This window comes from Pseudomonas sp. AGC41 (assembly GCF_057334555.1).
Map to the genome: position 1 here is coordinate 57,947 of NZ_JBHFJB010000152.1, position 14,158 is coordinate 72,104.

Below are 14,158 nucleotides of genomic sequence, written 5' to 3' on the forward strand. Positions count from 1 at the left end.
CTCCCACAGGTTTTACATTGAGGCAAGCGCCTCAGGCAATATCGCGCAGTTCCCGCCGCAGGATCTTGCCCACCGGTGTCATCGGCAGCGAATCACGCAATACGATGTGCTTGGGGACCTTGTAGCCGGCGAAGTTCTCCTTGCAGTAGGCCTTGAGTTCTTCAAGGCTGACGCCCGCCTCACGGGCCACCACGAACAGTTTCACCGCCTCCCCCGAACGCTCGTCCGGCACGCCGATGACCGCACAACTGGCGACTTTCGGGTGAGCCATGACCACGTCCTCGATCTCGTTGGGATACACGTTGAAACCCGAGACGATGATCATGTCTTTCTTGCGGTCGACGATGCGCACGAACCCGTCGGGATCGATTACCGCGATATCGCCGGACTTGAACCAGCCTTCGCTGTCCAGCACTTCGGCGGTCGCCTCGGGCTTGTTCCAATAGCCCTTCATGATCTGCGGGCCCTTGATGCACAGCTCGCCGCGCTCGCCCAAGGGCAGCTCGCCGCCGTCGTCGTTGATGACCTTCATCAGCGTACCCGGCACCGGCAGCCCCACCGTACCCAGGCGCGACTTGCCGCCGTAAGGGTTGGCACTGGCCACTGGCGAGGTTTCAGTCAGGCCGTAGCCCTCGGTGATGCCACACCCGGTGAGCTGCTTCCAGCGTTCGGCCGTGGCCTTGACCAGCGCGGTGCCGCCTGAGTTGGTGACCTTGAGACTGGAGAAATCCAGCGTCTTGAAATCCGGATGATCCATCAGCGCCACGAACAGCGTGTTGAGCCCCAGCAACAGCGAGAACCGCCAGTTCTTCAGTTCCTTGATGAAGCCACCGATATCCCGGGGATTGGTGATCAACACGTTGTGGTTGCCGGTGACCATCATGCACATGCAGTTCGCCGTGAACGCATAGATATGGTACAGCGGCAACGGCGCGATCATGACTTCCTGGCCCTCACGCAACAGCGGCTGGCCGTCATCGCCGATCTGCCCCAGGCACGCCCGGGCCTGCTGCATGTTGGCGACCAGGTTGCCGTGGGTCAGCATCGCGCCTTTCGCCAGCCCGGTGGTACCGCCGGTGTATTGCAGCACGGCAATGTCGTCGAGGCTGACGTTCAGGGGCTTGATGCCCTGACCTCGGCCGAGGCGCAAGGCGCTCTTGAAGGAAATGGCCTGGGGCAGCGAATAGGCCGGCACCATTTTCTTGACCTTGCTGACCAGCGTATTCACCAGCCAGCCTTTGGCGGTGGGCATCAGGTCGCCCATCTTCGCTTCGATCAGGAACTGCAGGTCGGTGTCGGGCAGCACTTCCTGGACCTTCTGCCCGAACAGGTTCATGTACACCAGCGCCCGGGCACCGGAGTCCTTGAACTGATGACGCATTTCCCGCGGGGTGTACAGCGGGTTGGTATTGACCACCACCAGCCCGGCGCGCAGGGCACCGAAGACGGCGATCGGGTATTGCAGGACGTTGGGCATCTGCACGGCGATCCGATCGCCCGGCGCCAGGTCGGTATTGGCTTGCAGGTAACCGGCAAAGGCCGCGCTGTAGCGCTCCAGCTCGGCGTAGGTGAGCGTCACCCCCATGTTGCTGTAGGCCGGACGGTCGGCAAATTTCTTGCAGGAACGCTCGAACACCTCGACAACCGACTTGTAGGCGCCCAGGTCGATGTCCGAGGGCACGCCGGTCGGGCGTTTGTCATTCCAGAAATCAGGCTGCATTGTTTTTGTCCTCTTTACCTGAACGTATCCGGGACCGCTTGCGTATTGCTTGCACAGGCGGAGCTCTTCGGACACTAGCAGCTATGGCCAATCAGGCAAATATGGCAACTTGCGTCATAGATCGTGTGAATCTTCCTCCCTTGCCGCGACCTGATCAGGCGAGACGCGACGGATGCGCTATACAATGCAGCGACGCTGCGTCTGACTTTGTGCAAAGGAACCGCCATGATCCACCAAACGCTCTGGCTGACCGCGACCGACCACAGGCGCCTCTTCGTCAACCAATGGTTGCCCGAAACCGCCCCGCAGGCCGTGCTCATGCTCGCCCACGGCATGGCCGAACACAGCGCTCGTTATGGGCGCCTGGCCCAGGCATTGTGCGATGAAGGTTATGGTGTCTACGCAGCGGACCTGCGCGGCCATGGCAAGACCGGCGAGGAAACAGTCCTGGGGCATTTTGCCGACGAGGACGGCTGGGCCAAGGTGGTCGGCGACCTGGCGAGCCTCAATCAGCACATCGGCCAGCAACATCCGGAAATACCAATTCTCCTGCTGGGCCACAGCATGGGCAGCTATATCGCCCAGGGTTACCTGCTGCACCACAGCGCCAGCCTGCACGGGGCGATTCTCAGCGGTTCGAATTTCCAGCCCGTGGCGCTGTACCGCGCGGCACGCCTGATCGCCCGCCTCGAACGTCGACGCCAGGGAGCCACGGGCCGTAGCGCGCTCATCGAGTGGCTGTCATTCGGCAGCTTCAACAAAAGATTCAAACCGGTGCGCACACCCTTCGACTGGCTCAGTCGCGACCCGGCCGAGGTGGACAAATACGTCCACGACCCGCTGTGCGGCTTTCGTTGTACCAATCAGCTGTGGATCGACCTCCTCGGCGGCTTGCAGCAGATCAGCAAAGCGTCCAATCTCGCGCAGATCGATCCGGGCCTGCCGTTGCTGGTGATTGGCGGCGAATGTGATCCGGTGAGCGAAGGCAAGCGTCTGAAAGATCTGGCCGATGCCCTGCGCGACGCCGGCAATCAACATCTGCAATTGACGATTTACCCGCAGGCCCGGCACGAACTGTTCAATGAAACCAACCGCGACGAAGTGACGGCCGACGTGCTGGCCTGGATTGCCCAGGCGCTAAGCCACCAGCGGCCGCCACGCAGCGAGTAGGTTTACAGCGTTTTTCCTTTACCTGTTACAGGATCCAGACATGACCCAGGTTACCAACATCCCTTACGAAGCCCTCGAAGTCGGCCAGACCGCCAGCTACAGCAAGACCGTCGAAGAGCGCGATATCCAGCTGTTCGCCGCCATGTCCGGCGACCACAACCCGGTGCACCTGGATGCCGAGTTCGCCGCCGCCAGCATGTTCAAGGAACGCATCGCCCACGGCATGTTCAGCGGTGCGCTGATCAGCGCGGCGGTGGCGTGCGAGCTGCCTGGGCCGGGGACCATCTATATCGGCCAGCAGATGAGCTTTCAGAAACCGGTGAAGATTGGCGACACCCTGACCGTGCGCCTGGAAATCCTCGAGAAACTGCCGAAGTTCCGCGTGCGCATCGCCACACGCGTGTTTAATCAGCGCGATGAACTGGTGGTGGACGGCGAGGCCGAGATCCTGGCTCCGCGCAAGCAGCAGACTGTTACGTTGCCGACGTTGCCGGCGATCAGCATCGGCTGATGATCATGATTCCCCGTGGCGAGGGAGCTTGCTCCCGCTGGGGTGCGAAGCGCCCCTGAGAAAAGCCCACCGCGTTTAATCTGATTAACCGTGATGTTCTTTTTGCGACTGCTGCGCAGCCGAGCGGGAGCAAGCTCCCTCGCCACGGAGTTCGCAGCGCGGCGGCTATTGCAGCCGCTCTTGCACCTGCACACTCGCCGTCATACCCGCGCTCAGGCTCACCCCTTCCGGCACCTTGTCGAGCTTGATCCGCACCGGGATCCGCTGGGCCAGGCGCACCCAGTTGAAGGTCGGCTCGACCTCTGCCAGCAATTGCGCATCGGGGTTGGTGTTGCGGTCGGTGATACCGCGGCTGATGCTTTCCACATGGCCGTCCAGCGCATGGTCGGCGCTCATCAACCAGACCTTGACCGGATCGCCCACGCGGATCCTCGGCAGTTTGGTTTCCTCGAAATAGGCCTGCACGTAGAACGTCGAATCATCAATCAGCGCCATCACCGGTTGCCCGGCGTTGACGTAGTTGCCTTCGGCCAGGCGCAGATTGGTGATATGACCACTGCGTGGGGCCAGGACCTGACTGCGGGCCAGGTTCAGCTCGGCGACCTTGGCCTCGGCCTGGGCCTCGCGCAGTTCGCCACGGGCAATGCCGGCGTTGATCTGGGCATTTTCCCGCAGCTCGGCGCTGATCGCCTGGGGTCCCAGGGCGGCGCGACGGCTGGCTTCGTGTTCACGCAGGCTCAGCTGCTGCTGACGGGTCTGGACCACCGCGCGAGCCTTCTCCAGCGCGGCCTCGAAACGCTCGCGGTCGATACTCAACAACAGGTCGCCAGCCTTGACCTGCTGGTTGTCCACGGCCTTGAGTTCGCGCACCCATCCCGAAACGTCAGGGGCAACCACCACCACGTCGGCACGGATTCGCGCATCCCGGGTCCAGGGCGTGAGCATGTAGTACTGCCACAGATGAAACCCGGCGAAGATCGCCACGGCCACCACGCCCAGCGTGACGGCGACACGTACGGGTGTACGCATGTTCAGCTCCTTATAACGGTCCGAGGACCAGGGTAATGACAGTCAGGACACAGACGTACAGGGCGCAGTCGAACAAGGCTTCGTGCCAGATCCAGCGCCCGACCGGCAACAGGCCAAGCAACAGGCGCAGCGCCCCGGTTGCCAGCAAGGCCAGGACCACATAAATCAGGAACGGGCTGAGCAGCACCCCGCCAATCGACCATTCACGCAAGCCCATGGCTATGTTTCCCTTCTTCGGATTCGTGCTGGCGGCACCAGGCGCGCCAGCTGTTCTGCAATTGCACCACCGCGCCTTGGGCGAGCTTCAGCGCATCGCTGGACGGTTGCTGCGACAGCACCCGCAGATATTCGTCGCTTGCCTGGGCCAAAGCCTCGGCCTGATCGCCGCCGGGGCCGCGTTCCAGCGCCTGCTCCAGGGTTGCGAAATATCCGCGCTGGGCCGGGCTGTCGGGTATCTGGGCGACAGCCAGGCTCAGGCGCAGATGCAGCAACTCGTCGCCGACATCCAGGCCCAGCAAGCCGTCGTCCCAACGGCTACGCGCCGGCACCGGCAGCTCGGGATAATGCCGCGCCAGTTGCAATAGCCGGTCAGCCATGCGGCCACCGAACCAGGTTTCGGCACCACGCAGATTGCGATGGGTCAGCCTGACCAGATCCTCCAGCGTCGCGGCCAGCAGCCGACGGCTATGCCAGGCCGGGTTGCGCAGGATCAGCAGCTTGAACGCCAGCACCGCCGCGCCGACGCCGATCATCATCGCCTGGGCGTTGTTGAAAAATGCCGATACGTCGTACTTCATCGCATTGAGCGGCGAGACCAGCACCACAAAGTGCAGGCAGAACGAGGTGGCCGTGGCGTACAGCGGTGGCTTGGCCATGCACAGCGCCCCGAGGAACAGCGGCACGCCCATGGCCATGCAGAGCATGGCGAAACTGCTCCATTGCGGCAGGAAGATCTCGCCGATCACAAACGCCGTCGGCACTGCGAGGCAAATACCGCGCAGGAAACTCATGCCGATCTGCGCACCGTTTTCGCGGCTGGCAAACAGGCTGCACACCACGCAGGTGAGCAACAGCGCACCGGATGCGGCGGGCCAGGCGGTCGCCAACCAGAAACAGGCAACCGCCAGGAATGCCAGGGCACTGCGGGCACCGAATACCATGGCCAGGGACAGATCACGGTGCGGCGCCAGCGTGCGCGGCGGATCGGCGGCGGCCCTGCCCTCCTGCACGGCCGCAAGCGCGGCACAGGCAGCGAGGGCGGTATCGAGCAACAAGGCGAAACGAGCCAGACAGTAACTTTGCGCCGAGCTGATCCGCAGGTCATGAGAGGCATCCAGAACCCGAGGCCGCAGGGCCTGGAGCGTCGCGCTGTCTGCAGCAAGCGCCTGCTGCACCTCGTCCATCCACGGCTGGAGCGCTTCGGCTTCCTGAGGCTCGAGTTGTTTCCACTGCCGACGCACCGACCGGGAAATACGCAACAGCATCAGCAGTTTCTGGCTCAAGCCGCTGATGGCCCGGGCGCGCTGGCGACCCAGGCTGCCTTCGAACCAGGCGTGTTCGCGCTGGGCATCCACCGCAACGATCTTGCCGAGGATTTCGAGCAAGCCTTTGCGCGCCTGGGCATCGCCGGCCAACGTCGCACGCGCCGCCTGCATGCCGCTCTGCCAGGCGGCACGGGCCTGATCCGCCAGTTGTCGTTCGACCCGCAACGGCCAGAGCAATGCACTGGCCGCGGTGGCGCAGGTAATGCCCAGGCTGATCTCGGTGCACCGCGCCACGGCCTGATCGAAGACCCCCAGTGGATGGGAAAGGGCCGGCAAGGCAATGATCGCCACCGTGTAGCCAGCCAGCACGAAAGAATACGACCAGGCGCTGCGCAACAGCGTCGAACAGGCCGTGCACACACCCAGCCACAACGCCAGCGCCAGCAGGAACAACCAAGGGGCCTGGGCAAACAGGCCCATGAACACCACCGACATGATCGTCCCGACCAAAGTACCGACCAACCGCGCCAGCCCCTTTTGCACCACCATGCCGGACAATGGCTGGGCGACGATAAATGCTGTCATCAGTGCCCACGACGGCTGCTCCAGTCCCCAACGCAACGCCAGCCACAACGCCAATCCACCACCCAGTACGGTTTTGATGGCGAACTGCACAGCGAGGCGGTCTGGGGCGAACAAGGCCTGGAAGGTAATGGGCACGCAAAAAAACTCTTCTGGGGACAGTGGTAACGAGCGTAGTAACGATAGATCGCATGTCAGGCGATGCAATTATTAGCTAGCTACCTATTCGAGTCCAGAGCAGATTATTGATCGATCCGACAAACACTATTGCGGTTTCGTAGCCAAAAAAAAACGCCAGCAAGCTGGCGTTTTTTCGCGTCACAGGCAAGTGTCAGCTGGCACGCGCCTGGTTACGCAGCGCCTTAACCTGGTCGTGGTTGCGTTGCACGCCGTGGTACTGACGCTCAACCAGGTCACGGATACCGACCAGGTTGTGCTTGTTGATCTTCTCGATGGCTTCCCTGTACGCCTTGAGTGCATGGTCTTCGCCGCGTTCGGCTTCGTTGAGCACCGCTTCTTCGTCCTTGCCGGTGAACATCGCCTTCACGTCTACCCAACGACGGTGCAGGTCGCCAGCGACGCTGGTGGAAGTTTCCGGATCGCCGCCCAACGAGCGCACAGCGGCTTGCAGCTCGGCCGCAGCAGTTGCGCAATCGGCCGCGCGTTTAACGAACAGGGCCTTGAGTTCTGGATGCTTGATGTCTTCAGCGCAGGTCTTGAATCCTTCCTGGCCATCCTTGCTGGTCTCGATCAGGTCGTTCAAGACAGAGATGGATTCTTTATTGATGTCAGTCATTTTTCAGTTCCTTTGCTTGGTGAATAAAAACCTGCAAGGAATATTGCATTGGCCGTGCCAGCCAAAAACAACAATTAAAATTGTTTAAATTCAATAAGTTAGGAAATACTCAAAAATCTGTATCCGCGTTATTTGCATGATCTGTCATTTGGCCTGCATGCAGAATGCCTGTATTTTGCCGATGGTTCCTATCAAGACAAATCGCCATGAATCCGGAAAAGCTCGAACTGCTGGTGACGCGCCAGATGCCCTTTGGCAAATACAAGGGCCGAATCCTCGCCGACCTGCCAGGCCAGTACCTGAACTGGTTTGCCCGGGAGGGTTTCCCCCATGGAGAACTCGGCGCTTTGCTGGCATTGATGCAGGAGATCGACCACAACGGTCTGTCGGACCTGCTGGATCCGCTGCGCGCCAAACACGGCCTGCCCAAACCACGCCATTGACCGACTGAACCCGCCCATGCCCGAAAACACCTTGCGCGCCCATGATGAAGCTTTCTGGCAGACCTTCGTCGACCGCTACGACGTCGAGCCCGATGGTCCGCTCAACCTCGAGAACGGCTACTTCGGGCGGATGTCGCGTACCGTGGTCGAGGAGTATCAGCGCAACATCGAATTCGTCAATCGCGGCAATTCGGTCTACGTGCGTCAACATTTCGACCGGGAACATGGCGAAGCGATTCGCCGCCAAGTAGCGCAACTGATTCACGTCCCCTCCTCTAGCGTGGCGCTGGCCTCCAGCGCGGTGGACGCCTTGCAGACGCTGATTCGCAATTACAACGGCCTCAAGCCTGGCGACCAGGTGCTGATAAGCGACGTCGAGTACGAGTCAGTCAAAAGTGCGATGCGCTGGCTGGCTCGCCAGCGTGGGGCGCAGGTCATCGAGCTGGTCCACCCGTATCCCGTCAGTTTTGAAAGCCTGGTGGGCACCTATCGGGAAACCTTCATTCGCCACCCGCGCCTGAAGCTGATGGCGCTGACTTACGTCAACCACCTGACCGGCCTCGTCATGCCGGTCCGGGCGATTGCCGAGGCGGCGCGGGAGTTCGATGTCGACATCATTCTCGACGGCGCCCACGCCCTGGGTCAGATCGAGTTCAATCTGAAGAAACTCGGTATCCAGTTTGCCGGTTTCAACTTGCAGAAGTGGATTGGCGGCCCGCTGGCCCTGGGCTTTCTCTATATCGCTCCGGAGCGGCTGGCCGACATCGATCCGGACATGGACGAAGCCAATTACCCCGCCACCGATGTGCGCTCACGCACACCCCACAGCACGCCCAACATCCCTGCCCTGCTGACGCTGCCATTGGTCTTTGAAGAACACCGCACCCTGGGCGGCGCGTCGGCCAAAGGTGCCCGACTCTGCTACTTGCGGGACCTTTGGGTGAACGCGGTACGTGATGTGCCCGGCATCGAAGTCATGACTCCGGATGATCGGCGGCTCTATTGCGGCATCACCTCGATGCGCTTCACCGCCCAGCCCGATCAGCAAGTCATGGCCGAGCGGCTGCTCAAGGAATATGGGATTTTTACCGTGGTGCGCAAGACCAGCGTCGGCCCGTGCATTCGCATCACGCCGGGGTTGATTACCCTGGCGCGAGATATCGAGCGGTTGACCGAGGCGCTTATCCACCTGAGCAACACCTAACCCGTGGGGAGGGAGCTTGCTCCCGCTGGGCTGCGCAGCAGCCCCTTGAACTATCACCTCGGTGAGTCAGGCCAATCTCGTTCGGGCTGATCGGGGCTGTTTCACAGCCCAGCGGGAGCAAGCTCCCTCGCCACGGGGAGCTGCAGTCAAATAACAGACAAAAAAAAACGGTGCGCCGACCAAGCGCACCGTAAAGCCGTAGAACACACAACGAAGCTCGGTAAGACAATCAGTCCAGCAGCGCCAGGGCCTCGGCGGTGCACTCCTGGATGCGGGCCCAGTCGCCGTGCTTGATCCACTCCGGATCCAGCATCCAGCTGCCGCCCACGCACATCACGTTTTTCAACGCCATGTAGCTTTTGATATTGGCCGGACTGACGCCGCCAGTCGGGCAGAATTTCACTTCGCCGAAGGGGCCGCCCAGGGCCTTGATCGCGGCAACACCACCGCTGACCTCGGCCGGGAACAACTTGAAGCGACGATAGCCCAGGCCGTAGCCTTCCATGATGCCCGAGGCATTGCTGATCCCCGGCAACAACGGAATCGGGCTCTGCACGCTGGCTTCCAGAAGGTCGCGGGTAATGCCCGGCGTCACGATGAATTGCGAACCGGCAGCCTCGGCGGCGGCCAGCATATGGCGATCGAGCACCGTGCCGGCGCCGGTCACCAGTTCCGGACGCTGCTCGCGCAGCACCTGGATGGCCTTGAGGCCGTATTGCGAACGCAAGGTCACTTCCAGCGCCGTCAGGCCACCGGCGGCCAGGGCATCGGCCAGCGGCAGGATGTCTTGCTCACGGGCAATAGTGATCACCGGCAAAATCCGCGCCTTGGCGCAAAGGCTGTCGATCAGCGTTACTTTGTCCGCCATGGAAACGGTCGGGGATGGGTTTGTCATAGCGGCTGATCCTTGGTTCATGGGCACCAGTAAATCTCTAACGTAGGTTGCAAAAACGCACGGATCGGCATTTCGGCGACGTTGTCACCGGCCACCGCGGCGTTCAGGGTGGTCAACTTCGATTGACCGGAAATCGACAGCACCTTGTGCCTGGCCGAAGCCAGCAACGCGCGGCTCATGGTCAGGCGCTGGTGCGGGACGGTTGGCGCAAGCATCGGCCAGCAACGGCGAGCGCCCTTTTCATCCAAGGCCTCGGCCAGGTTCGGGCTGTCGGGAAACAGCGAGGCGGTATGCCCGTCGTCACCCATGCCCAGTACCAGCACATCAATCGGTGGCAGTTCGGCCAACAGACGATCCGCCTGCTCGGCCGCGGCCTCCAGGTTGGCACCGGCGCTGTACAGGCTCAAGAACCGGGCCTTGGCCGCCGCGCCCTGGAGCAGGTAACGCTTGAGCAAACCGGCGTTGCTGTCGGCATGTTCAACCGGCACCCAGCGCTCATCGGCCAGGCTCACCACCACCTTCGACCAGTCCAGCATTTGCTTGGACAGGTTCTGGAAAAATGCCACCGGGCTGCGACCGCCAGACACCACCAAAGTTGCCGCACCGCGCGTGTCGATTGCCGCGCGCAGTTGCTGCGCCACGTTCTGCGCGAGGTTTTCCGCCAGCAGCACCGGGCTCTTGAACTCAAGGGCCGTAACGCCCTCGGGCAGTTTCAATTCAGATATCGCCATACCATGACCTCCCATCCCGCGTGATCAGTGCGATGGAGCTCATCGGCCCCCATGACCCGGCGGCATACGGCTTGGGCGCATCACCGGACTTCTTCCAGCCGGCAATCAGCTGGTCGCACCACGTCCACGCGGCTTCGATTTCATCTTTACGGACAAACAGGTTCTGATTGCCATTCATGACTTCCAGCAACAACCGCTCATAGGCATCGGGAATCCGCGCGCTGCGATAGGTGTCGGAGAAGTTCAGTTGCAGCGGACCGCTGCGCAATTGCATGCCCTTGTCCAGGCCTTGCTCCTTGGTCATCACCCGCAAGGAAATGCCTTCGTCCGGCTGCAGGCGGATGATCAGTTTGTTGCTGATCTGCAAACGCTGCTCGGGGGCGAATATGTAATGGGACGGTTCCTTGAAGTGAATCACGATCTGCGACAGCTTCTGCGGCATGCGCTTGCCGGTACGCAAGTAAAACGGAACACCGGCCCAGCGCCAGTTGCGGATGTCGGCACGCAGGGCGACGAACGTCTCGGTGTCGCTCTGGGTATTGGAGTTGGGTTCTTCCAGGTAGCCGGGGACGGCTTTGCCTTCACTATGGCCGGCAATGTACTGGCCGCGCACCACCTGGGTGGTCAAGCCTTCCGGGCTGATCGGTGCGAGGGCCTTGAGCACTTTGACCTTCTCGTCACGGATGCTGTCGGCCGACAGGTCGGCCGGCGGGTCCATGGCGATCAGGCACAACAACTGGAGCAAGTGGTTCTGGATCATGTCGCGCAGTTGGCCGGCCTTGTCGAAATAGCCCCAGCGGCCTTCGATGCCGACTTTCTCGGCCACGGTGATTTCCACGTGGGAGATGTAATTCTGGTTCCACTGGGTTTCGAACAGGCTGTTGGCGAAGCGCAGCGCGATCAGGTTCTGGACCGTTTCCTTGCCCAGGTAATGGTCGATGCGGTAGGTGCGGTTCTCCGGGAAGAACTGCGCCACGGCGTCATTGACCTTGCGTGACGATTCCAGGTCCGAGCCGATGGGTTTTTCCAAGACGACGCGGGTGTTCTCGCTCAAGCCGACTTTCGCCAGGTTCTCGCAGATCGCGCCGTAGACCGCCGCCGGGGTGGCGAAATAGGCGATGACCTGTTGCTGGGCCTGGCCGACCTGCTCGGCGAGCGCGACGTAATCGTCAGCCTTGAGAAAATCCACATGCAAGTACGTCAGGCGCGCCAGGAAGCGCTCGATCACGGTTTCGTCGAGCTCTTTGTCGCCCACATAACGACGCAGCTCGGTCGCGATGAACGTCAGATGTTGCTGTTCGCTACCGGGTTCGCGGGCCAGCGCGAAGATTCGCGTGTCCTCATGCAACAGGCCGGCACCGTCGAGCTGATAAAGGGCAGGAAACAGCTTGCGCAACGCCAGGTCGCCCAACGCGCCGAACAAGGCAAAGGTGCACGGTTCAACCGTAATCGAATGCATGATGTTTGTTCTTTTATCAAGTTAAACTACAAATACCTTTTTTCAAGGTATCACTCAAGGAAAAATGTAGTAATAACTACAACATTTTTCGAAAATACCGATTCCGAGTGGTGGTCCGTCGGAGCCATCAGTAGGATAGGCCACCGCCAAGGGTCGTATCAAAGACCCGTTTCTCTAGGAATCCTGTATGGACCGCGTGCGAAATCTACTGGAGCAGATCCAGAGTCGCCTGGAAGACCTGAACAAGGCCGAGCGCAAGGTGGCCGAGGTGATCCTGCTCAATCCGCAGCAGGCGACCCGCTTCAGCATCGCCGCCCTCGCCCAGGCCGCTTCGGTCAGCGAACCAACCGTCAACCGCTTCTGCCGCTCGTTCGGCGTCAGCGGCTATCCGGAACTCAAGCTGCAACTGGCCCAGAGCCTGGCCAGCGGCGCGGCCTATGTCAGCCGTGCGGTCGAGGCCGATGACAATCCGGAAGCCTATACCCGCAAAATCTTTGGCAGTGCTATCGCTTCATTGGACAGCGCCTGCCAGGCCCTTGATCCAAATTTGATCAGTCGCGCCGTTGATCTGCTGATCCAGGCCCGCCAGATCCACTTCTTCGGCCTCGGCGCCTCGGCCCCCGTGGCGCTGGATGCCCAGCACAAGTTTTTCCGCTTCAACCTGGCGGTGACCGCTCATGCCGATGTGCTGATGCAGCGCATGATCGCCTCGGTGGCCCATACCGGCGAGCTGTTCGTGATCATCTCCTACACCGGGCGTACCCGCGAACTGGTGGAAGTGGCGCGCATCGCCCGGGAAAACGGTGCATCGGTGCTCGGCCTGACCGCCGAGGGCTCGCCGCTGGCCAAGGCGAGCACCTTGAGCCTGAACATCCCTTTGCCGGAAGACACCGACATCTACATGCCGATGACGTCGCGGATCATCCAGCTCACCGTGCTGGATGTGCTCGCCACCGGCATGACCCTGCGCCGGGGCGTGGATTTCCAACCGCATTTGCGCAAGATCAAGGAAAGCCTGAATGCCAGCCGGTATCCGGTTGGGGATGAGTTCAACTGAGTCGACCCGGGATTTTCGGCGTCTGATCGTCCGTCTTCGCGAGCAGGCTCGCTCCCACCGGGATTTGGTGAACGCCGAAAATCCAGTGTGGGAGCGAGCCTGCTCCGGGCGGCGATCCGACGAAGGGGCCAGCCGCCACATCAGCGCTCCCGACCTAAGCCCCCACCCGCGCCTGCAGACTCAAATGCGCCCGCTCACCCGGCGCCAGGCACAGGCTCCCGGTACCGCCGCTGGCCGCTTCGACGCAGACGAACTCACTCACCTCATCCCAGCTCACACCCAACAGTGGCCGTGCGCCGGGATGCCACACCACCGTATCGGCGCTGTCGCCGGTGTCGATGCGCAGCTCGCGTTGCCAAGCGTGATCCTTGAGCTGCAATTCGCCCTCATGCTGGAACACTCGCTGGCAGCCACCCTCCACCCGCAACTCGCCCTCCTGTTGGCAAACAGCCCGGTTCAACTGATCGTAACCCTGGGCGCCATCGAGCCCAGACAGCGCTACCTCGCCAACGTCACCAATGCGCCAATAGGCGTGCAAGGCCTGGCTCAACTGGCAGGGCAGGCTGTCCTGATGCTCGGTGCTCAAGCGCAGCTCCATGCGCTCACCCAGGTCGGCATGCAGGTCCACCTGCCAGTCACACAATTGCAATTGCCAATGCAGGTGAACGCCCTCCTCGTCGCTGCTGCTGTCGAGCAGTTTCCAATCGATCAGCCGCGCCCAACCATGGGAGGGCCAGGCGTTTTCACTTGGATGCCGCCCATACCATGGCCAACACACCGGCACCCCGCCGCGAATCGCCCCGACTTGCGGCCACCTGGCTGCGCACCACAACCACGGCTTCTGCCCGCGCGGCTGGAAGTGCAGCAGTTGCGCGCCCTGGCGACTGAACACCGCCTGGCACAAGGGGTGGTCGATCACCAACACATCGCGCTGCTGATAGCGCTCCCACGCAAACACCGGACGCTCGCGCAAGGATCTGAAAAAGCGTTGTAGCGGATGCTCATGCATGATGGATCGCGGTCCTGGAAATCATTCGATATTCAACTGCGTACGACGCGTTTTTTGTGGCGGGGGGG

14 protein-coding genes are annotated in these 14,158 nt (G+C 61.5%); 5 read left to right on the forward strand and 9 right to left on the reverse strand.

The window, feature by feature from the left end; all coding sequences use genetic code 11:
- Positions 1–31: 31 nt before the first annotated feature.
- A complete protein-coding gene (gene fadD2 / locus ACE04F_RS24990) occupies positions 32–1,720 on the reverse strand; it encodes a long-chain-fatty-acid--CoA ligase FadD2 (RefSeq protein ID WP_486110358.1) in 1,689 nt (562 codons plus the stop codon).
- 225 nt (positions 1,721–1,945) lie between these two features.
- On the opposite strand from fadD2, the gene ACE04F_RS24995 reads away from it, so the two are divergent.
- Both ACE04F_RS24995 and ACE04F_RS25000 read left to right on the forward strand, forming a co-directional pair.
- A complete protein-coding gene (locus tag ACE04F_RS24995; protein WP_486110359.1) occupies positions 1,946–2,890 on the forward strand; it encodes a lysophospholipase in 945 nt (314 codons plus the stop codon).
- 40 nt (positions 2,891–2,930) lie between these two features.
- Entirely contained in the window at positions 2,931–3,401 is a 471-nt protein-coding gene (locus ACE04F_RS25000) for a MaoC family dehydratase (protein ID WP_003227420.1), read from the forward strand.
- A gap of 165 nt (positions 3,402–3,566) precedes the next feature.
- Here ACE04F_RS25000 and ACE04F_RS25005 read toward each other — a convergent pair whose 3' ends face one another.
- The 4 genes from ACE04F_RS25005 to ACE04F_RS25020 form a co-directional block, all read right to left on the reverse strand.
- Positions 3,567–4,430, reverse strand: a complete 864-nt coding sequence (locus ACE04F_RS25005) for an efflux RND transporter periplasmic adaptor subunit (protein WP_486110360.1) — start codon at positions 4,428–4,430, stop codon at positions 3,567–3,569.
- A gap of 10 nt (positions 4,431–4,440) precedes the next feature.
- Positions 4,441–4,647, reverse strand: coding sequence for a DUF1656 domain-containing protein (locus ACE04F_RS25010; protein ID WP_249873604.1), 207 nt, complete (start codon positions 4,645–4,647; stop codon positions 4,441–4,443).
- Positions 4,634–6,634 carry an FUSC family protein gene (locus tag ACE04F_RS25015; RefSeq protein WP_486110361.1) on the reverse strand — a complete coding sequence of 667 codons (2,001 nt, stop codon included), beginning with the start codon at positions 6,632–6,634 and terminating at the stop codon, positions 4,634–4,636. The genes ACE04F_RS25010 and ACE04F_RS25015 overlap by 14 nt, the downstream gene beginning before the upstream one ends.
- Before the next feature lie 193 nt (positions 6,635–6,827).
- Positions 6,828–7,292, reverse strand: coding sequence for a PA2169 family four-helix-bundle protein (locus ACE04F_RS25020; RefSeq protein WP_486110362.1), 465 nt, complete (start codon positions 7,290–7,292; stop codon positions 6,828–6,830).
- A gap of 206 nt (positions 7,293–7,498) precedes the next feature.
- Between ACE04F_RS25020 and ACE04F_RS25025 the strand changes: the two genes are divergently transcribed.
- Both ACE04F_RS25025 and ACE04F_RS25030 read left to right on the forward strand, forming a co-directional pair.
- On the forward strand, positions 7,499–7,735 hold the full coding sequence (locus ACE04F_RS25025) for a DUF3820 family protein (RefSeq protein ID WP_486110363.1): 237 nt from the start codon (positions 7,499–7,501) through the stop codon (positions 7,733–7,735).
- A 16-nt stretch (positions 7,736–7,751) separates the two neighbouring features.
- Positions 7,752–8,939, forward strand: coding sequence for an aminotransferase class V-fold PLP-dependent enzyme (locus tag ACE04F_RS25030; protein ID WP_486110364.1), 1,188 nt, complete (start codon positions 7,752–7,754; stop codon positions 8,937–8,939).
- 229 nt (positions 8,940–9,168) lie between these two features.
- On the opposite strand, the gene ACE04F_RS25035 is transcribed toward ACE04F_RS25030, so the two are convergent.
- The 3 genes from ACE04F_RS25035 to zwf are packed head-to-tail and all read right to left on the reverse strand — an operon-like array spanning position 9,169 to position 12,024.
- Positions 9,169–9,834, reverse strand: coding sequence for a bifunctional 4-hydroxy-2-oxoglutarate aldolase/2-dehydro-3-deoxy-phosphogluconate aldolase (locus tag ACE04F_RS25035; protein ID WP_486110365.1), 666 nt, complete (start codon positions 9,832–9,834; stop codon positions 9,169–9,171).
- 17 nt (positions 9,835–9,851) lie between these two features.
- Positions 9,852–10,565, reverse strand: a complete 714-nt coding sequence (gene pgl / locus ACE04F_RS25040; protein WP_486110366.1) for a 6-phosphogluconolactonase — start codon at positions 10,563–10,565, stop codon at positions 9,852–9,854.
- Entirely contained in the window at positions 10,552–12,024 is a 1,473-nt protein-coding gene (gene zwf, locus ACE04F_RS25045) for a glucose-6-phosphate dehydrogenase (RefSeq protein ID WP_486110367.1), read from the reverse strand. Before zwf ends, pgl begins: the two co-directional genes overlap by 14 nt.
- Before the next feature lie 196 nt (positions 12,025–12,220).
- On the opposite strand from zwf, the gene ACE04F_RS25050 reads away from it, so the two are divergent.
- Positions 12,221–13,081, forward strand: coding sequence for a MurR/RpiR family transcriptional regulator (locus tag ACE04F_RS25050; RefSeq protein WP_171061416.1), 861 nt, complete (start codon positions 12,221–12,223; stop codon positions 13,079–13,081).
- Between the two features lie 154 nt (positions 13,082–13,235).
- On the opposite strand, the gene ACE04F_RS25055 is transcribed toward ACE04F_RS25050, so the two are convergent.
- Positions 13,236–14,090: a D-hexose-6-phosphate mutarotase gene (locus tag ACE04F_RS25055; protein ID WP_434569577.1), complete on the reverse strand. Its 855-nt coding sequence runs from the start codon at positions 14,088–14,090 to the stop codon at positions 13,236–13,238.
- Positions 14,091–14,158: the final 68 nt, after the last annotated feature.